Origin of the sequence: Vibrio sp. SNU_ST1 (assembly GCF_030563405.1) — a bacterium.
In the GTDB taxonomy this organism is placed as follows: Bacteria; Pseudomonadota; Gammaproteobacteria; order Enterobacterales; family Vibrionaceae; genus Vibrio.
This window is the reverse complement of the sequence record NZ_CP130748.1, coordinates 867757-885500: the sequence shown is the minus strand read 5'-3', so window position 1 is coordinate 885500 and position 17744 is coordinate 867757. Positions and strand designations below refer to the sequence as shown.

The window sequence follows — 17744 nt, the reverse complement described above, 5'->3', positions numbered from 1 at the left end:
AATTGCTCAAATTAATCGCCCTGTAGAGGCGGATATATAAAGGAATAAATGAATGACTACCAACAACACGCGTCTGTTTAAAAAGTCTCTTTTAGCAGTAACAATTACACTGGCGTCTTCGCAAGCGATGGCAGCAGGTTTCCAACTTAACGCACAATCAGCAACCGGCATCGGCCGTGCTTTCGCTGGTGATGCAGTAATCGCAGATAACGCGTCAGTCATGGCACGTAACCCTGCAGCAATGGCACTATTTGATAAAACTGAGCTATCTCTTGGTTTTGAAAGCATCACTTCAATGATTGAAGTCAACGACGTTAACTACGTTGGTGGCAAAGTTCCGGTAAATAACACTGACGATGTAGGTGACACATCTATCGCGCCTAACATCCACTTAATCGTTCCAGTAAATGATAAATTTGCTTGGGGTATCAATGCTTACTCAAACTTCGGTACTAAAACAGAGTTTGAAGACAGCTACCCTGCTTCTGAATACGGTGGCTTAACGGATGTTAAGAGCATTAACTTTGGTCTTGCAGGTTCTTACCGACTAGACGACCAGTGGAGCTTCGGTGCAGGCCTAGACCTTATTTACGGTCAAGGTACGATGAAACGTACCGCTGGTGCTGGTTTTGGTAAAGGAGCACCATCTAAGGGTATTCCACCGGCAGGGACTCCTTTATTAAACGTCGACAAAGCTGATGGCTGGGCTGTTGGCTTTAACGTTGGTACTGTTTATGAACTAGATGAAAACAACCGTTTTGGTCTAGCGTACCGTTACAGCCCTGAAATCACCGCTAAAGATGACAAAGGCCAAGAAATCACGCTACCACTACCAGACATTGCTGAGTTCTCTGGTTTCCACAAAATTGAAGATACTAAGTTCGCAGTTCACTACTCTGTACAGTGGATCGGCTGGGGTGACTTCGACCAGATCGAATTCCAAAACCTATCTCAAGGTGCGATCAAAGGCGCTTACAATAAAGAATACAAATGGCAAGATGGCTGGCACTACGCAATTGGTGGTACTTACTACCTAAACGATACGTGGACACTACGTACCGGTTACATGTATGACACCAGTGCACAAGACGAACTAACGTCTATTTCTGTTCCAGATTCTGACCGTCAGTGGTTCTCTGCTGGTTTCACTTACCACATTGATACCGCTTCAAATGTAGACTTCGGCTTTACATACTTGTTAGGTGACGATGTGAAGGTTTCAGAAACCTCTTCAGGTACGCCACTAACAGCGACGACACATGCTGATGCAATCCTATTAGGTCTTCAGTACAGCCGCAGCTTCTAATATAAAGTTAGCTATAATCCCAAAGGGTCGCATTGTGCGACCCTTTTTTGCTTTCCTAAACCACTGACCAACCTAAATTTAAGCTTACAACTGTAGCCTGCAGAGCAAATATATGACTACAGGTGTACGCTCAAACTTCGCAACACAGCCGAAACATTTAGATGATTTCTCTAATAATTAAACACATTTGCTCATTTAATCCCTAAAACACTGTTTTATTCGAATTTCATTTTTAAAGTAATAACTCTAAAAGTAAAATCACGCCACTAAATACTTATGATTCAGTGAACATAATAATGAAAATGAATAAAACTCTTCTATCTGCTGCAGTGGCAGTTGGATTACTTTCGACTTCTACCGTAACTAACGCGGCAGGTTTTCAACTAGCAGAATACTCAGCAACAGGCTTAGGCCGTGCTTACGCTGGTGAAGCAGCAATGGCTGACGGTGCAGACGCGCAATGGCGTAACCCTGCTATGCTGACTTACCTAGAGGGCACACAGGTTTCTGTTGGTGGTATCTACGTAGACCCAAACATTGATATTGAAGGAACTTCTACAACTCCTCGCGGAAAAACAACATCTAACTCTAGTGACTTCGCGCACAGTGCTTTTATTCCGAACTTTTATGTTTCTCATAAGTACAACGAAAAATTTGCGTTAGGCTTTGCTGCTGGTACTAACTACGGCATGGCTACGGACCTGGGTAAAGACTTCGGCGGTGCAAACCATGGTAACGAAGCAAGTGTGACTACTATGGAGCTGAACTTGAACGCTGCATATCAAGTACTAGAGAGTGTTTCTATTGGTGGTGGCATACGTTACATCATAGCTGAAGGTAGTTTTGGTGCAGTATCAACTAAAAACTCTCTTATTCCAGTGAAGTCTGGTACCTCTTTGAAATACATGGAAGGTGATGACAAGGCATGGGGCTGGCAAGTTGGTACCGCTTGGGATATTAATGAAGACAACCGCCTAGGCTTCACCTACAAATCAGAAGTAGATCTAACTCTAGAAGGTTACGCTAAAGGTTTTGGTTTCAACCCTAAAAACCCAGAAGCACACAAAAGTGGTTCAATGGATCTCGCTCTTCCGGCAACAGCTGAACTTGCTAGCTTCCACCAACTGACAGACACTGTAGCGGTTCACGCAAGTATTAACTGGACGAACTGGAGCAGCTTTAAAGAGCTTGTTGCTGATTTCCCTGGTGAAAAAAGCGTAGAGATCAAGCAAGAGAACTGGGAAGACAACTACCGTTTTGCAATCGGTACTACTTACCAAATGACACCTAAACTAGCACTACGTTCTGGTATTGCCTACGATACTTCAGCGGTAAGCGAAGAGCATCGTACTGCGACGATCCCAGAAACAGACCGCACTTGGTTAAGTATTGGTGCGGGCTACCAATGGTCTGAGCAGCTAACTCTGGATGCTGGCTTCACTTACATTCTAGCGAAAGACGCGAAAATGCATGAAAAAGATCCAAAAGCAGATTACTTTGGTGGTAGTTTCGAAGGCGAAGTTTCAGGCAGCATCTGGTTAGTCGGTATCCAAGCCAACTACTGCTTCTAAACTAGTTACCTAATTATCTACTTGCCTTCTTACCGAAAAGTAGAAAAGTAGAAAGCATTAAAAAGGCTCGATGTTGAATTAACATCGAGCCTTTCTCTATCTGCTTATCTAAACTTTGTCTCTAGTAATCTTCGAGATACTCATCAATGAAATCTTCTTCCTCAAGGTCAACCTCTTCAGGCTCAACCTCAGCTTTGAAATCTTGACGTTGGATGTAAATATCACGAGTCAAAGCATATGGGTCTGGAGAGTCATCTAATAAGGCTTCTTGCGAGGCCAACTGAGCACGTGTTTCCATACCTTCAAAGGCCCACTTCCCTAACTTTGCCCAAAAGGTAAACAGAGACAAAGGTACATATAAGCTATCCACTTGCTCTGTTACTTGTCGAGTCGTCACAGGGCCATATCCCGGCAGCATAAAATACGGTCCATTCCCTACCCCATAATGACCAATCGCATCAGAAAACGACTTTTCGTCATATTTGGTGATCCCCGCTTCGCTAGCAATATCAATCAGACCAAGAAGACCAAAGGTAGAGTTAATCCAAAAACGATTGAAATGATCAAGCGCTTTCCCACCATTACCCATAATGAGATTATTGAGCATACTTGATGGCTCATCTAAGTTAGCTAAAAAATTGGAAATACCAGAGCGAATTGGTACAGGGGTATAGTCAACATAGGCAAGAGAAACAGGTCGAACCAAATAAGGATCGAGGTACTCGTAGTTGATATCCCACATCGCTCGGTTGAAACCTTCAAAAGGGTCGTTCGGGTGGGACTCTGCTACATATTCAGAGGTTTCGAGGTTATCACCGCCATTGCTTTCATCTGGTACGCTCGAACAACCTACCGTTAAGCTTGCGATGAAGAGTAAACTCGAAAGTCTTAAAACACTGATAGACATATCACCTTTTCCATAAGGAATAATAAAAAAGGCCAGCAATCGCTGGCCTCAATTGGTTGCGTAAGTCTATACCGTTTTTCAATAAATCGGAATAGCTAACACCTATGTAAAGTAATGATTAATATTGCTTATTGATATCGATAGTGACAGGCTCACCGAGTTCAACCACTTCACTTTCACCGTACCAATCACCGTCGCGAGTTGAAACGTTGCCATCTGTATCAAGCCTAGCTCTAACCATTAGAGTTTCAAGGCTGGACAGTTTCTGTCCTTCCAACATGCTGTTGCCATCATCAAGAACGACAGTACGAGGGAAAGTTCCTAGCGGATAACGAGCGGCAGCAATCGGCATTGGTGAACCGTCTGCTCTGTGCACTGATACAACTAACACTGAACTAGGGGCAGCATTCACATCACCAGATAGCTCAAGCGTTACAGCAACAGTTTTACCTTGGTCAACGCCCATAGCATTACCCATTTTCTTCTGTGCACTTTCGATACTGCGCGACAACATTTCATAGCGACTATCTTGTGGACCAATCATCTGTTGCATGATGCTCCAGTACTTAACAGCACCTAGGTAGTCTTGACGCTCAAACGCATCGAACGCTAACAATGAGAAGACTCGAAGATCAACATAGTCGTTTTGAATCAAACGACTTAAAATCAAACGCGCTTGATTTTGATCTGCTTCATCAGGTGAAAGCATCAATGCTTGTGCAAAGCCTAGCTGAACATCTTCATTCTTTGGCTCAAGCTTGTAAGCCCTTTGCATCGAATCTTTCGCAGTTTCAGCATCGCGGTTAGCCAATGCAATACGACCTAATAGTAACCAACCTGTCGAATCTTTTGGTTGATAGTGCAGACGAGTACGAAGTGCCAGAGTCAAATCTTCTAGTTCATCATCCGTTAATGCACCACCTTCCGATGACATTAGCTTTTTAGACAACTCAGGAAGGTTTGAACTCACTTCTTGCCAGTGTTGGACTTTATCCAGAGCACCAAACTGAAAGTACATACCGTAAGTAACAACCACGACTAGGACAATAGATGGTACTACGACGCCCAATGTTGAGATTTGGGTCTTCTTCATCTCTTTCTGCGCAGGTACATCATCAAGTAGAGACTGTTTCAAATCAGCGATCAGCTCTTGTTGGTTATCAACAAGACCTTCTTCTGCTTCTACTTCGAGCTCAACGAGACGATCTTTATAGAATGCTTTGTTCAACTCGTCGCGAAGCATTTCATCATTGTTCGCCTTCTTATTAATGAAGGGCAGAACAATTAAGAAAATTGCTGCTAGCGAAAGGATAATGGTAGAAATCCAAAATAGAGTCATTACTTCTTATCTCCGTCGTTCTCTTCATCGAGTAACGCTTTTAAACGAGCTTCTTTGTCTGCATCCCAGTCTTTATCTGACTCTACTGCTTTCGACTTTGACTTTCGGCTTCGTAAAATGATCAAACCGAAACCAAACACGACTACCGCAAACGGACCAACCCAAAGGATTGATGTTGCTAATGTGAGTGGTGGGTTGTAAGTAACAAAGTTACCGTAGCGAGCAATCATGTAATCAATGATGTCTTGCTTCGACTTGCCATCTTTTGTCATTTCATACACTTTTTGGCGTAAATCAACTGCAAGTTCTGCGTTCGAATCACCAATGGTGTTGTTCTGACATTTAGGGCAACGCAGCGTGTTGCTTAGCTCTTTGAACTGCTGCTCTTGATCAACTGTATCAAATTCATGAAATTCGATAGGCGCAGCAGAAACAGTCGTTGAGATTGCAAACGTAGCGAATAGAGTTATCAGTGCCTTTCTAATCATTTCGCTTCCTCCAACAACTCTTGGTACATCGGCTCCAGCGTCGATGCCCAGTTAGTTGGGTTCACGTCACCAACATGGCGGTAACGAACTACGCCGTTAGCATCAATGAGGAAAGTCTCTGGAGCGCCATACACCCCAAGGTCAAGGCCTAACATGCCATTACCATCGAACAGGCTGATCAAGTATGGATTGCCCAACTCTTTTAACCAACCAACCGCTTTATTGCGATCATCTTTGTAGTTAAGACCAATAATCTTAACGCCTTGACCCGCTAACTTATTCAAGTAAGAGTGCTCTGCATAACAAGTAGGACACCAAGTCGCCCACACATTAAGAAGTAATGGTTCACCTTTAAAGATAGCTTGGTCATGAAACTTACCCGGTTGCTCTAAGTCTTCTAAACCGAACTCAGGTACTGGCTTACCAATCAATACAGATTCAAGTTTAGTCGGGTCATCACCCGACTGGTTACGCATCAATTGAGTCGCGAAGATTCCAGCTAGAACCATGAACGCAATCAATGGAATGAATAAAATCTTCTTGTTCATTCGAATTAAGCCTCCTGCTCTTTAGTAGACTTTTTCGTTGGCTTACGGAAGCGGTAACGACGGTCACTGATAGCAATAACACCACCTATCGACATAATCAGAGAACCTGCCCAGATCCAACGTACAAATGGTTTGTAGTAGATACGTACAGCCCAAGATTTATTGTCGTCTAAACGCTCACCCATTGCGATGTAAAGGTCGCGCGTTACGCCACGATCAATCGCCGCTTCTGTCATCATAGACTTAGCGGTTGTGTAGAAACGTTTTTCAGCGTGAAGCGTGTTGATGTATTTGCCTTCTTTGGTAATTTCAAAGTCAGCAATGTAACCATCGTAGTTAGGGCCATCTTTGTCACGAACTCCTGTAAACAGGAAGCTGTACTCTTCAAGTTGGTAGCTTTCACCTGGTGCTAAGCGTACATCACGCTCGATGCTATAGTTTTGCACCATAGCAATACCAATCACTGTCACGGCCAAACCAATGTGACCACACATCATCGCCCAGTGGCTACGAGGTAGTTTAGTCAGGCCTTTCAGGAATGTATGACGGTGTGTCGCACGTTCATGAAGCTCGAAGCCATGCATGAAGATGATCCAGAAAGCCATTACCCAACCAGCAAAAGCTGTGCCGCTGAAACGGTCAGCCAGCATAGTAACCATTAGCGCACTTAAGCCCAATGAGAATGCACCCGAGATCAGCATAGGTCTAACGAGCTTAGATAGGTTGTCACGTTTCCAACGGATCAGTGGACCGATACCCAATAGGAACGAGAACGGGATCATTAACCAGAAGAACAACATATCAAAGAATGGTGCACCGATAGATACCGAGCCCAAGCCTAACTGTTTATGAACTAATGGTAGTAAGGTACCGACTAACACAACCACAAGTGCAGCAATCAATAGGATGTTGTTGCCAAGTAGCGCGTTTTCACGAGAAACCAAATCGAAGTTACCACGTACACGAACTGATGCGCCTTTAACAGCAAACAACAACAGTGAACCACCGATAACGAACACTAGGAAACCTAGAATAAACATACCACGAGCAGGATCCGACGCGAATGCGTGAACCGATACCAAGATGCCCGAACGAACTAAGAATGTACCTAGTAAGCTTAGTGAGAATGCAGAGATAGCCAGCAATACTGTCCAAGCTTTAAATGTGCCACGTTTTTCGGTTACCGCTAGTGAGTGCATCAGTGCAGTACCAGCTAACCAAGGCATGAATGAAGCGTTTTCTACTGGATCCCAGAACCACCAGCCACCCCAGCCAAGTTCGTAGTAAGCCCACCATGAACCTAGAGCGATACCTACTGTAAGGAATAGCCAAGCAGCGATTGTCCAAGGACGAGACCAACGAGCCCATGCCGTATCTAAACGACCGCTCATTAGAGAAGCGATTGCGAAAGAGAACGCAACAGAGAAACCTACATAACCCATGTAAAGCATCGGCGGGTGAATAATCAAACCCGGGTCTTGCAGTAATGGGTTCAAGTCACGGCCATCAACAGGGAAGAAAGGCAGTGTACGTAGGAACGGGTTAGACGTTACGATAATGAACAGCAAGAAGCCGACAGTAATCAAACCCATAATCGCCAGTACGCGAGCCACAGACTCTTGAGGCATACCACGACTAAACGTCGCAACGGCTACCGTCCAACCCGCTTGGATTAGAACCCAAAGCAGTAGTGAGCCTTCATGAGCCCCCCAAACCGCGGTAATTCGGTAGTACCAAGGCAGTTGGCTATTCGAGTTACTTGCTACGTATTGAATAGTAAAATCATTGGTGTAGAACGCGTAACACAAGATAAAGAACGAAATCGCTAGGAATCCGAACATACCCCACGACAACGGTCGTGCACTGTTCATCAATAATGTGTTATTTCGAGCGGCTCCATACAGTGGGAGCACGCTTAGCAGCAGTGCAAGTCCCAAAGACAGGATCATCGCAAAATGGCCGATCTCGGCTATCATTGAGCATTTCCTTCTTTTTGTTCAGTCGTGTATTGCAAAGGCTCATGAGTTTTCTTCATTGCTTCAGCAACTTCAGAAGGCATATATTCTTCATCGTGCTTTGCCAACACCTCAAACGCTTCAATTGTCGTTGCATCCTTAAGGACACCTTGAGCAACAATACCTTGCCCTTCACGGAAAAGATCAGGAAGGATGCCATCATATAGAATAGTCACTTTAGGGCCTACATCAGCCAAATCGAAGCTTACACGCAATGATTCATTGTCACGGCTTACAGAGCCGACTACAACCATGCCACCAATACGTAAGCGTTGACCCACTTCAGGTTTTTTACCATCTTTGCCGTTGACGAGCTCAGTTGGTGTATAGAACAGATCCATGTTCTGGTTAAGTGCATAAACCATCAATCCAACAGTTGCACTGATACCAAAAAAGATCGCTAAGATAATGCCTAGCCTCTTTTTGCGTCTTGGGTTCATAGAGTGTTCTCCATATTTTTTGCTGCATCAATACGAGCTTGACGGTCAATCTTAGCTTGTACTTCATTTAATAATTGCTTACCACGACGAACGCTTACGACCAGTAAAATGATCATCGCGAGGAATGTGATTCCAAATGCACTCCATACATATGAGGCGTAGCCACCCATGGCAAAGAAATCACTCAGAGATTCAAAATACATAATTACCTACCCTACTACGCTTTATTAGCCGCTAACTTGCGAACCCATGGACGGTGACTCTCTTTACTGATGATTTCATTTCTAAAACGAACCATAGTCACAGCACCAAAGAAAAAGGCGAAGCCGAAGATATTAAGAAGAAGCGGCCATAGCATGTCACTTGAAATAGAAGGCTTATCAAACTTAGTAATTGTCGCGCCTTGGTGAAGTGTGTTCCACCACTCGACTGAAAAGTGAATGATAGGTAGGTTGATAACACCAACGATCGCCAAAATGCCAGCAGCTTTTGCTGCAGTTTTTTGGTCGTCGAATGCGTGGTGCAGTGCAATCACACCCAAATATAGGAATAGAAGAATCAGCTCTGAGGTTAAACGCGCATCCCAAACCCACCAAGCACCCCACATTGGTTTACCCCAAACTGCGCCCGTTAGTAACGCGATGAAGGTAAATACCGCGCCGATAGGCGCCATGGCCAACGCAGCCATGTCTGATAGCCTTACCTGCCATACCAAACCGATAAAGGCAGCAATTGCCATCGACATGTATACGCCCATAGACCAGATGGCAGACGGGACATGGATGTAGATAATTCGGAAGCTATCGCCTTGCTGGTAATCAGAAGGTGCAAATGCAAGCCCCCACACAGTACCGGCGGATAGACACAATAGCGCTAGGATCGAAAACCATGGCAGAAGTTTACCAGCAAGCTGATAAGAGGTTTCTGCTTTGGCATAGGGATGGAGCCATTTCCACATGTTGTAATCTCACTCTTACTTCATATTGCTTACAGCTATCACAGCTATAATTATTATAATTTATTTGGCTTACGGCTTCTTTCATAGACTCTAGGAGTTTGAAAGCTTTAAATCGTTCACTTTGAACAAGCAAAGTGTTAGTGAGTGCTTAGGTAGCATTCCATTAGCTAATAAATATCCTCTTAACTAATAAAACCTCCATAGCTAGATAAACATTCTCGTTAACTAGTTAACACTCACTCTCAGTGCTGCTGCGATAGCAAAAGGGGTAAGCGTCATTGCGCCCATTAGCATTGCCCCTAGCACAGCTAGTTGTCCGTTATACGCAACGCCAAGTGCTGCGGCATCAATCGCTGATGTAGCGAATATAAGAATTGGAATATACAACGGCAAAATAAGCAGGCTTAACAACACACCACCTTTTTGTAATCCAACCGTTAGAGCCACACCAATCGCACCAATAAAGCTTAGTGCAGGCGTACCAATCGATAACGTTAAGACCACCGACAGCCAGGTATCGAAATCTAAAGACAGTAATACTGCCAATAGTGGACTAATCAAAATTAATGGTAACCCGGTCAATAGCCAGTGTGCTATGACCTTGGACAATACTACCAACTGCAACGGGATGGGTATCAGCATCATCTGTTCAAGGGCGCCATCTTGAAAATCATCACGAAATAAACGCTCTAAAGAGAGTAATGCAGAAAGCAAAGCCGCTACCCAAACAATACCCGCTGCTATACGCGCAAGTAGGTTTGGCTCAGGGCCGATACTCAATGGGAAAAGGGTGATGACAATAATAAAAAACCACAGAGGGTTAAAGATATCGGCTTGGCGACGAAATGCGATCAACAGTTCACGTCGAATGATCGTTGTCATAGAAGAGATCATATTACTCACCCAACTTTATTTTTCTTAGTTTCGGGCTATCAGCAAACATATCCTGGTGCGTAGTGAGTAACACAATGCCACCGTTATCTGCATGCTGAGAAAAAAGCGATTCCAGAACTTTAACGCCCTGCTTATCAATTGCAGTCAGCGGTTCGTCTAGAATCCATAACATTTGCTTACTCAACCATAGACGAGCCAATGCCACACGGCGCTGTTGCCCCGCTGAAAGTTGCCCTGCTGGTACGTCTTCTCTACCAGCAAGCCCCACTTGAGCCAATGCATTGTAAAGTTCTTCCTTACTCGTTCCACTGCTGTGAATCGATTGATAGAAGCGCAGATTTTCATAGGCACTGAGCTCGCGTTTCACGCCAGTTTGGTGACCAAGAAAAAGCAAATTTTGGTGATACATATCTCGGTTCGACTCAATAGATTCGCCATCCCAAGAGATAGTGCCGTCATCACGGTCGCCTAGCCCAGTGATAATCCTAAGGAGTGTCGTTTTCCCAGTACCGTTACGACCTTCAACTTGAACCAGTTCACCGGGTTTCAATTGAAAAGACAACGATTCAAACAGAACCCTGTCGTCACGAATAGCAGTTAAATTTGAGACTTCTAGCATAGGTAAATTTAGTCGAGTAATGAGAGGGCTATAGTAGCACACCAACAAGGTGACAAAACAGGACTAGGCGTTTTCGAAAGAACAAACTCCGTAAGAAACTGTTACCACCGCATCACAATTTACACATTTTCATCAACAAACAAGATATTGCATTAGATACAAACACTTATAAACATCGTTCTATATAGGTATAACAGGCACAAAAAAAGAAGCCGAAGCTTCTTTTAAGAGTTGTGTGTGATGAACATCAATTGCTCATTACGCAGTAAGCGCTAAATTTAACGACGTCGAGTCGGGTCTCTACGATCACGAGAGGATGCAGGTTGTTCATCATACGATGAAGGATTACTTCTTAACGAAGGGATTTTTTCCTTACCTGCGAGCTTATTCTGCAGAGACATCATCAGCTCAGCTTCTGCCTTAGGTAATTCACACTCTTCGATCAGTTCGTTTATCCCTGCACCAAGCTGAACCATTTTAGTTGCGCGTGTATACAAACGCCCATCGGTGTCCGCATGTTCCAACTCAACAATACGTTCATTCAAGTGTTTTATCAGATCTTGCTGTTCCGTCACTTTCTGACCAAGGCCAACCACAACAGAGCGAACTTCAAGTAATTGCTTACTCGATTTTTGAAGCTCTTTATCCAAGTTACGAACTTGCAGGCGTGACGTATCGATCTGCTTTTGAATTGCACTTTTTACTTTGCTAATCAAAATCACGATGAATAACGTAAAAACCCCAACTCCGACTATCAGAGCAATAGGGTTTAAAGGAAGCGCTTCAAACATTACAGGTGAGCCATCTCATCCCATTCGTCTTCACTTAACAGCTTGTTCAGATCGACTAAGATAAGAAGCTTACCATCACGGTTACTAACACCTTGGATGAACTTAGCACTTTCATCAGTACCAACACTTGGTGTCGTGTCGATCTCAGAAGAACGCAGGTAAACAACTTCAGCAACGCTATCTACTAAAATGCCAATAACTTGACGCTCAGACTCAATAACGATAATGCGTGTGTTATCTGTGATTTCACCTTGCATCAATCCAAAACGAGAACGAGTGTCAATAACAGTAACAACGTTACCACGCAGGTTGATAATACCTAAAACGTAGTCTGGAGCACCCGGTACTGGAGCAATCTCGCTGTAACGCAATACTTCACGTACTTGCATTACATTGATGCCGTAAGTTTCTTCTTCTAATTGAAATGTCACCCATTGAAGTACTTCATCATTTGTTTGATCTTTTCTTACTTCAACTTCACTCATATGAGACATAGATAATCCTCTTGCCGTCGTTACCGACCACTGTTGTTAACTTGATGCTTATATTGTACCAATCGTAGTACTAGCCCAATGCTTTTACGTCTAGCCCTGCATTTAGCATGGCGGTTAATGCTTCAACATGGATCAAAGCACACATTTTTTCTTTTACCATACCAGCGAGCCATGGCCGTTTCCCTGCCGTTTCTCGCCAGCGTACTTTATCTGTATTAAGCAGCTCGGTACCTTTAAGCTCTGTACTCGCAAGCCCCCATAAGCTTTCGCCAAGCATGACTATGTATTGATAATTCTCTTTATAATCATCACATAATAGCTTTTCAGGCATCACCCATTTGGCGGTATCAACCACGTCTAGCTTACTATCTCGATTAGTTTGTAGCCCCAGATACCAAGCAGGTTTGCCAATAATATGACTTAACTCTTCAAGGCGATGAATACCCCCGAGCTCATCAAGTGGCACAGCAAACGTCACACCGTTGACATCAAAATACAGCACTTGAAAATCTTCAGTTCTAGCCGTCGTTTCCCATGATGTAAACTGATCAGCTCCACCGGCTTGGGTTTCAAGATCGGTAACTGGCTCAATTTGAGGATATTCAAGATCGGGTTCAGTAGCCTTAACTTCAATGTGCTCAGTTACGTGCGCTTCCGTTTCGACCACTTCAGTTTCGACCGCTTCGGCGAGCAGTTCATTTTCAACGGCTAATTCTGGTTCTGGAAGATCCCAATCTTGAATTTCAGGATCTACAGACACTTGAACAGACTCGACTGCAGCGTCAAACATTTGCATGTCTGCCTGCTGAGCAATTTGCTGTGTGTTCCGATCCATCAACTCATCTAGATTCAGCTCATCGACAACATTAGTGGCTTCTAAACGACTCAGAAGTTTCTGAACATCCTCAAGATTCGGCACTTCAAATTCTGCAGCGCGTATTTCGGCGTAGCTTGAATAATGACTTGTCGTTAATTGTGGCTCTGGCTCTGGCTCTGGCTCTGGCTCTGGCTCTGGCTCTGGCTCTGGCTCTGGCTCTGGCTCTGGCTCTGGCTCTGGCTCTGGCTCTGGCTCTGGCTCTGGCTCTGGCTCTGGCTCTGGCTCTTTAGTTTGTGATTCGTCGCTAGACTCGTCAACAAGAAAAGCATCAGATTCAAAGTTTTCATCGCCTAACAGCGCGGTAAAGTAATCATCGATTGCTTGTTCACTCGATAAACTTGGTTGCGTCAATGTCGATTCGTTATTCGCGCTCATTTATCGCTAACCTCTCGAGATAAATAAGCAGCTGTTTATAAGCAAATACACCACGGCTACCCGATGCGAAATGAGATGCTGGCAAGCGTTTTAGACTAGCATCGCGAAACTTGGTATCAATCGGCACAGCTGATGTCCAAACTTGGTTTGGATAGTCATCTTTAAGCTGAGTCAATGTTTGCAATGATGCTTTCGTTCGCTTGTCGTACATCGTCGGGACAATCGTCACCTTAAACGGTGTTTTGCGAGACTTCTGCATAATGGTTAGAGTGCGAATCATGCGCTCTAAACCTTTCATCGCCAAAAATTCAGTCTGTACCGGAATCAAGATACGATCACTGGCAGCCAACGCATTCACCATCATCACACCAAGAATAGGCGGACAATCGATAAGCACGTAGTCATAGTCATCTTTCAAAGCGGCTAAAGCACGCTTTAAGATCAAGCCCATACCACTTCGATTTCCCATTACACGGTCTAATGTCGCCAATGACATGTGTGCGGGAATAATATCGATACCTTCAATTTCGGTCTGTATAGTCAACGCTCTCACAGCTTGCGTAGAAAACTCACGCAGCTGGAACAGATCAAACAGGCTCGATTCCACCGTATCTGAGTCGTAACCCAGATAGGTGGTTAGTGATGCATGTGGGTCAGTATCAACCAACAACACACGATGACCCTTTAAGGCAAGTAAGCCAGCTAGGGTCACTGTCGTTGTCGTTTTCCCGACGCCACCTTTTTGGTTTGCAACACTCCAAACAATCATGTCGATTTACCTAAGCTAACCCAACTTCGACCAAAATCCGTTCCGCAACGCGGTCTAGAGGTAGGTCTTCAGTAGAAATGCCAGCTTTTGCTACAGCTTGAGGCATACCATATACAACACAACTATCTTCGTCTTGCGCCCAAATGGTCGAACCCGCTGTTTTTAACATGCGAGAACCTTCTCGACCATCAGCACCCATACCGGTCAGTATCATAGACAACACTTTATCGCCGTAGATCTTAGCTGCAGAACCAAAAGTGACATCCACACAAGGCTTGTAGTTCATTCGGTCACCACCATCGATAATCTTCAGACGCGCCGAACCCGGGCGACCATCAATCATCATTTGCTTTCCGCCTGGAGCAAGATAAGCCACCCCAGGTTTCAACAGGTCTCCGTCTTGAGCTTCACGAACTTCAATCTTACACAAGGTATTCAAGCGGCTAGCAAAAGCAGCGGTGAACGTTGCTGGCATATGCTGCACTAGCACAATCGGATGTGGGTAGCTGGCAGGGATGCGTGTCAAAATTTTCTGTAGTGCAACTGGCCCACCAGTAGAAGTACCAATTGCAGTTAATTGATACTTTTTACCCGAAGCTCTAAATTTCGCGGTTGAAGCAACCGCTGGTTTAGCAGCAGGGGCTGTTGCTGAAATAGATTGGCGCAATGGCGCTGATGTTGACGCCGTAGCTGTTGCGGTAGCTCTTGGCGCAACAGGAGACCGTCGCATAAACGCGCGCTTTGCAGCAATCTGAATCACGCGCTGTTGAAGCAATGCGACAGCATCGTCACGGTTACGAGCGATGTCTTCAAATTTCTTAGGTAAGAAATCTAGAGCACCCGCATCTAACGCATCTAACGTAGCTCTTGCACCATCATGCGTTAACGATGAAAACATCAAAATAGGCGTTGGAGACGCAGCCATAATTTCACGAACGGCAGTAATACCGTCCATGACAGGCATCTCGATGTCCATGGTAATTACGTCAGGTCTTAGCTTTTTCGCTTTCTCAACCGCTTCTTTACCGTTTACTGCTACATCGATGACTTCTAGGCGAGCCTCCGAGTTGATGATCTCGCTTACTCTACGACGGAAGAAGCTCGAATCATCAACGACTAATACTTTAATCGCCATATTTATCCTTAAGTTAAATTCTTGATGCAGCTGCGTACTGCTTCAACAAGTCCGGCACATCTAAAATCAATGCTATGTGACCGTCACTTGTAATTGTCGCACCTGCCATTCCTGGCGTGCCTTGAAGAAGCTTATCAAGTGGCTTAATAACCACTTCTTCTTGACCGATAAGCGCATCGACAACAAAACCAACACGTTGACTACCAAGTTGCACAATAACAACATGACCATGACCTTGACGTCCTTCAACAAGACCTTCTTTAGGTGTAAGCCAATTTTGTAGGTAGAACAGTGGAATAGACTTATCGCGAACGATAATAGTCAGCTGACCATCAACCACGTTTGTGCGGCTTAGGTCTAAGTGGAAGATTTCATTTACAGAAGCCAGTGGCAATGCGAACGGGTGACCCGCAACACCAACCATTAAGGTTGGTAGGATCGCAAGTGTCAAAGGAACCTTAATGGTAATCTTGGTGCCTTGGCCCATCTCTGAATCGATATCAATTGAACCATTCAGTGTGTTGATCGCTGTTTTCACAACGTCCATACCTACACCACGGCCAGAGATATCTGAGATCTTTTCTTTACTTGAAAAACCAGGAGCAAAGATCAGATTGAAACACTCTTTATTTGTTAGGCGAGACGCAGCATCGTCATCCATCAGACCACGCTTAACCGCGATAGCACGAAGCTTATCAGGGTCCATACCGCCGCCATCATCAACGATAGCCAGTTCAATGTGGTCGCCCTCTTGAGAGGCAGACAGAATCACTTTACCGGTTTTAGATTTACCCGCAGCAACACGGTCGTCCGGCATTTCAATACCATGATCCACAGAGTTTCTCACCAAGTGAATCAGGGGATCAGCAAGTGCTTCTACTAAGTTTTTATCAAGATCCGTTTCTTCGCCACGCATTTCAAGAACGATGTCTTTCTTCAAGGTACGAGCAAGGTCACGGACAACGCGTGGGAAGCGACCAAATACTTTCTTGATCGGCTGCATACGCGTCTTCATTACTGCACCTTGTAGGTCAGCAGTAACAACGTCTAAGTTAGATACAGCTTTCGACATTTCTTCGTCGTTGCTGTTTAAACCTAAGCTAACAAGGCGGTTACGAACCAATACTAGCTCACCCACCATGTTCATGATGGTATCCAGTGTTGATGTATCAACACGAACTGTAGCTTCAGCTTGCTGCTTCTTCGCAGGCGCTTTGACTTCAGCTTTTGCTGGTACGCTAGGCTTAGGCTCAGCTTTTACAGCAACAGGAGCAGGCTGTGGTTTAGGAGCGACTTTCGGCGCAACAGGCTCGGGCTTCGCTTGTACAGGCTTAGTCGCAGCATCCAACTCTTCAATTGAAGGGCCGTTACCTGAGCCGTGTAACTGGTCAAGTAAACTCTCAAACTCAGCATCAGTCATTAGGTCATCGCCTTCAGACTTTACTGGTGCTTTGGCTACAGGAGCAACTGGTGGAGGAGGAGGCGTTGAGCTTGCAGCTGTTGGGCTTTGACCTGCACCATGCAACTCATCTAACAGCTTTTCAAATTCGTCGTCAGTAATGTCACCACTCGCAGCAACTGGCTGAGGTGCCACGGGTGCTGGCGCTGGTGTGTCTACAGAAGATGTCGTTGGTGAACCACCCTTTCCGTGAAGTTCATCAAGTAAACGCTCAAATTCATCTTCAGAAATATCATCCACTGAAGAGGCACTGATATTTGTACTTTCAACAGTAGGTTCCGGAGCAATAACAGGCTCAGGAGCTGCAACGATAGGCTCAGAGATAACCGGTGCTGGAGCTTCTACTGCCACAACTTCATCTTCAGACTCTGGCTTGCAGAGGCGATGAAGTTCATCCAGTAAAGATTGGTCTGCTGGTACTAAAGCTTCCTCATCTTGCACGGCTTTAAACTGTACGTTGACTGTATCTAAAGCCTGTAACATCGTATCCATTAGACCGGATGTTACACTGCGTTGGCCATTTCTTAGAATGTCGAACACATTCTCAGCACCATGACAAGTATCCACCAGCTCGGTCAATGCTAGGAAACCAGCACCACCTTTTACTGTATGGAAACCACGGAAAATAGCGTTTAGTAGTTCTTTGTCGTCAGGGTTATTCTCTAGCTCTACCAGTTGTTCTGATAGAAGTTCGAGGATCTCTCCTGCTTCGACTAAAAAGTCCTGAAGAATATCTTCGTCTAAATCGTAGCTCATACG

18 protein-coding genes are annotated in these 17744 nt (G+C 44.7%); 2 read left to right on the top strand and 16 right to left on the bottom strand.

Translation table 11 applies throughout. The features are described from left to right. Positions 1 to 52 precede the first annotated feature (52 nt). Together Q5H80_RS04030 and Q5H80_RS04025 are read left to right on the top strand one after the other, a co-directional pair. On the top strand, positions 53 to 1306 hold the full coding sequence (locus Q5H80_RS04030; RefSeq protein ID WP_304568920.1) for an outer membrane protein transport protein: 1254 nt from the start codon (positions 53 to 55) through the stop codon (positions 1304 to 1306). A gap of 296 nt (positions 1307 to 1602) precedes the next feature. Then, positions 1603 to 2877, top strand: coding sequence for an outer membrane protein transport protein (locus Q5H80_RS04025; protein WP_304568919.1), 1275 nt, complete (start codon positions 1603 to 1605; stop codon positions 2875 to 2877). A 121-nt stretch (positions 2878 to 2998) separates the two neighbouring features. Here Q5H80_RS04025 and Q5H80_RS04020 read toward each other — a convergent pair whose 3' ends face one another. The 16 genes from Q5H80_RS04020 to Q5H80_RS03945 form a co-directional block, all read right to left on the bottom strand. Then, entirely contained in the window at positions 2999 to 3784 is a 786-nt protein-coding gene (locus Q5H80_RS04020) for a VacJ family lipoprotein (RefSeq protein ID WP_304568918.1), read from the bottom strand. A gap of 118 nt (positions 3785 to 3902) precedes the next feature. After that, complete coding sequence (ccmI, locus tag Q5H80_RS04015) at positions 3903 to 5123, bottom strand: c-type cytochrome biogenesis protein CcmI (protein ID WP_304568917.1); 1221 nt, start codon at positions 5121 to 5123, stop codon at positions 3903 to 3905. Further along, positions 5123 to 5611: a cytochrome c-type biogenesis protein gene (locus tag Q5H80_RS04010; protein ID WP_304568916.1), complete on the bottom strand. Its 489-nt coding sequence runs from the start codon at positions 5609 to 5611 to the stop codon at positions 5123 to 5125. The genes ccmI and Q5H80_RS04010 overlap by 1 nt, the downstream gene beginning before the upstream one ends. Further along, positions 5608 to 6159, bottom strand: coding sequence for a DsbE family thiol:disulfide interchange protein (locus Q5H80_RS04005; protein ID WP_009848522.1), 552 nt, complete (start codon positions 6157 to 6159; stop codon positions 5608 to 5610). The genes Q5H80_RS04010 and Q5H80_RS04005 overlap by 4 nt, the downstream gene beginning before the upstream one ends. Positions 6160 to 6164: 5 nt before the next feature. Beyond that, positions 6165 to 8135, bottom strand: coding sequence for a heme lyase CcmF/NrfE family subunit (locus Q5H80_RS04000; protein WP_304568915.1), 1971 nt, complete (start codon positions 8133 to 8135; stop codon positions 6165 to 6167). Next, positions 8132 to 8614, bottom strand: coding sequence for a cytochrome c maturation protein CcmE (gene ccmE, locus Q5H80_RS03995; protein WP_009848524.1), 483 nt, complete (start codon positions 8612 to 8614; stop codon positions 8132 to 8134). The genes Q5H80_RS04000 and ccmE overlap by 4 nt, the downstream gene beginning before the upstream one ends. Next, positions 8611 to 8817 carry a heme exporter protein CcmD gene (ccmD, locus tag Q5H80_RS03990; RefSeq protein ID WP_009848525.1) on the bottom strand — a complete coding sequence of 69 codons (207 nt, stop codon included), beginning with the start codon at positions 8815 to 8817 and terminating at the stop codon, positions 8611 to 8613. The genes ccmE and ccmD overlap by 4 nt, the downstream gene beginning before the upstream one ends. A gap of 14 nt (positions 8818 to 8831) precedes the next feature. After that, positions 8832 to 9572, bottom strand: coding sequence for a heme ABC transporter permease (locus tag Q5H80_RS03985; protein WP_009848526.1), 741 nt, complete (start codon positions 9570 to 9572; stop codon positions 8832 to 8834). 225 nt (positions 9573 to 9797) lie between these two features. After that, the gene (gene ccmB, locus Q5H80_RS03980) at positions 9798 to 10466 is read right to left on the bottom strand and encodes a heme exporter protein CcmB (protein WP_304568914.1); all 669 of its coding nucleotides are present in this window, start codon (positions 10464 to 10466) and stop codon (positions 9798 to 9800) included. A gap of 1 nt (position 10467) precedes the next feature. Continuing rightward, positions 10468 to 11085, bottom strand: coding sequence for a cytochrome c biogenesis heme-transporting ATPase CcmA (gene ccmA / locus Q5H80_RS03975; protein ID WP_304568913.1), 618 nt, complete (start codon positions 11083 to 11085; stop codon positions 10468 to 10470). Positions 11086 to 11363: 278 nt separating this feature from the next. Beyond that, on the bottom strand, positions 11364 to 11876 hold the full coding sequence (locus tag Q5H80_RS03970) for a DUF2802 domain-containing protein (RefSeq protein WP_009848529.1): 513 nt from the start codon (positions 11874 to 11876) through the stop codon (positions 11364 to 11366). Further along, positions 11876 to 12370, bottom strand: coding sequence for a chemotaxis protein CheW (locus Q5H80_RS03965; protein WP_009848530.1), 495 nt, complete (start codon positions 12368 to 12370; stop codon positions 11876 to 11878). Before Q5H80_RS03965 ends, Q5H80_RS03970 begins: the two co-directional genes overlap by 1 nt. Positions 12371 to 12440: 70 nt before the next feature. After that, positions 12441 to 13622, bottom strand: coding sequence for a chemotaxis protein CheW (locus Q5H80_RS03960; protein WP_304568912.1), 1182 nt, complete (start codon positions 13620 to 13622; stop codon positions 12441 to 12443). Then, the gene (locus Q5H80_RS03955) at positions 13609 to 14391 is read right to left on the bottom strand and encodes a ParA family protein (protein ID WP_009848532.1); all 783 of its coding nucleotides are present in this window, start codon (positions 14389 to 14391) and stop codon (positions 13609 to 13611) included. Before Q5H80_RS03955 ends, Q5H80_RS03960 begins: the two co-directional genes overlap by 14 nt. Before the next feature lie 10 nt (positions 14392 to 14401). After that, a complete protein-coding gene (locus Q5H80_RS03950; protein WP_304568911.1) occupies positions 14402 to 15526 on the bottom strand; it encodes a chemotaxis response regulator protein-glutamate methylesterase in 1125 nt (374 codons plus the stop codon). 13 nt (positions 15527 to 15539) lie between these two features. Further along, the gene (locus Q5H80_RS03945) at positions 15540 to 17741 is read right to left on the bottom strand and encodes a chemotaxis protein CheA (RefSeq protein WP_304568910.1); all 2202 of its coding nucleotides are present in this window, start codon (positions 17739 to 17741) and stop codon (positions 15540 to 15542) included. Positions 17742 to 17744 lie beyond the last annotated feature (3 nt).

Coding starts and splice junctions, on each gene's coding strand:
- Q5H80_RS04030 (WP_304568920.1), top strand. CDS start 53: ATGACTACCAACAACACGCGTCTGTTTAAAAAGTCTCTTTTAGCAGTA.
- Q5H80_RS04025 (WP_304568919.1), top strand. CDS start 1,603: ATGAAAATGAATAAAACTCTTCTATCTGCTGCAGTGGCAGTTGGATTA.
- Q5H80_RS04020 (WP_304568918.1), bottom strand. CDS start 3,784: ATGTCTATCAGTGTTTTAAGACTTTCGAGTTTACTCTTCATCGCAAGC.
- ccmI (WP_304568917.1), bottom strand. CDS start 5,123: ATGACTCTATTTTGGATTTCTACCATTATCCTTTCGCTAGCAGCAATT.
- Q5H80_RS04010 (WP_304568916.1), bottom strand. CDS start 5,611: ATGATTAGAAAGGCACTGATAACTCTATTCGCTACGTTTGCAATCTCA.
- Q5H80_RS04005 (WP_009848522.1), bottom strand. CDS start 6,159: ATGAACAAGAAGATTTTATTCATTCCATTGATTGCGTTCATGGTTCTA.
- Q5H80_RS04000 (WP_304568915.1), bottom strand. CDS start 8,135: ATGATAGCCGAGATCGGCCATTTTGCGATGATCCTGTCTTTGGGACTT.
- ccmE (WP_009848524.1), bottom strand. CDS start 8,614: ATGAACCCAAGACGCAAAAAGAGGCTAGGCATTATCTTAGCGATCTTT.
- ccmD (WP_009848525.1), bottom strand. CDS start 8,817: ATGTATTTTGAATCTCTGAGTGATTTCTTTGCCATGGGTGGCTACGCC.
- Q5H80_RS03985 (WP_009848526.1), bottom strand. CDS start 9,572: ATGTGGAAATGGCTCCATCCCTATGCCAAAGCAGAAACCTCTTATCAG.
- ccmB (WP_304568914.1), bottom strand. CDS start 10,466: ATGATCTCTTCTATGACAACGATCATTCGACGTGAACTGTTGATCGCA.
- ccmA (WP_304568913.1), bottom strand. CDS start 11,085: ATGCTAGAAGTCTCAAATTTAACTGCTATTCGTGACGACAGGGTTCTG.
- Q5H80_RS03970 (WP_009848529.1), bottom strand. CDS start 11,876: ATGTTTGAAGCGCTTCCTTTAAACCCTATTGCTCTGATAGTCGGAGTT.
- Q5H80_RS03965 (WP_009848530.1), bottom strand. CDS start 12,370: ATGTCTCATATGAGTGAAGTTGAAGTAAGAAAAGATCAAACAAATGAT.
- Q5H80_RS03960 (WP_304568912.1), bottom strand. CDS start 13,622: ATGAGCGCGAATAACGAATCGACATTGACGCAACCAAGTTTATCGAGT.
- Q5H80_RS03955 (WP_009848532.1), bottom strand. CDS start 14,391: ATGATTGTTTGGAGTGTTGCAAACCAAAAAGGTGGCGTCGGGAAAACG.
- Q5H80_RS03950 (WP_304568911.1), bottom strand. CDS start 15,526: ATGGCGATTAAAGTATTAGTCGTTGATGATTCGAGCTTCTTCCGTCGT.
- Q5H80_RS03945 (WP_304568910.1), bottom strand. CDS start 17,741: ATGAGCTACGATTTAGACGAAGATATTCTTCAGGACTTTTTAGTCGAA.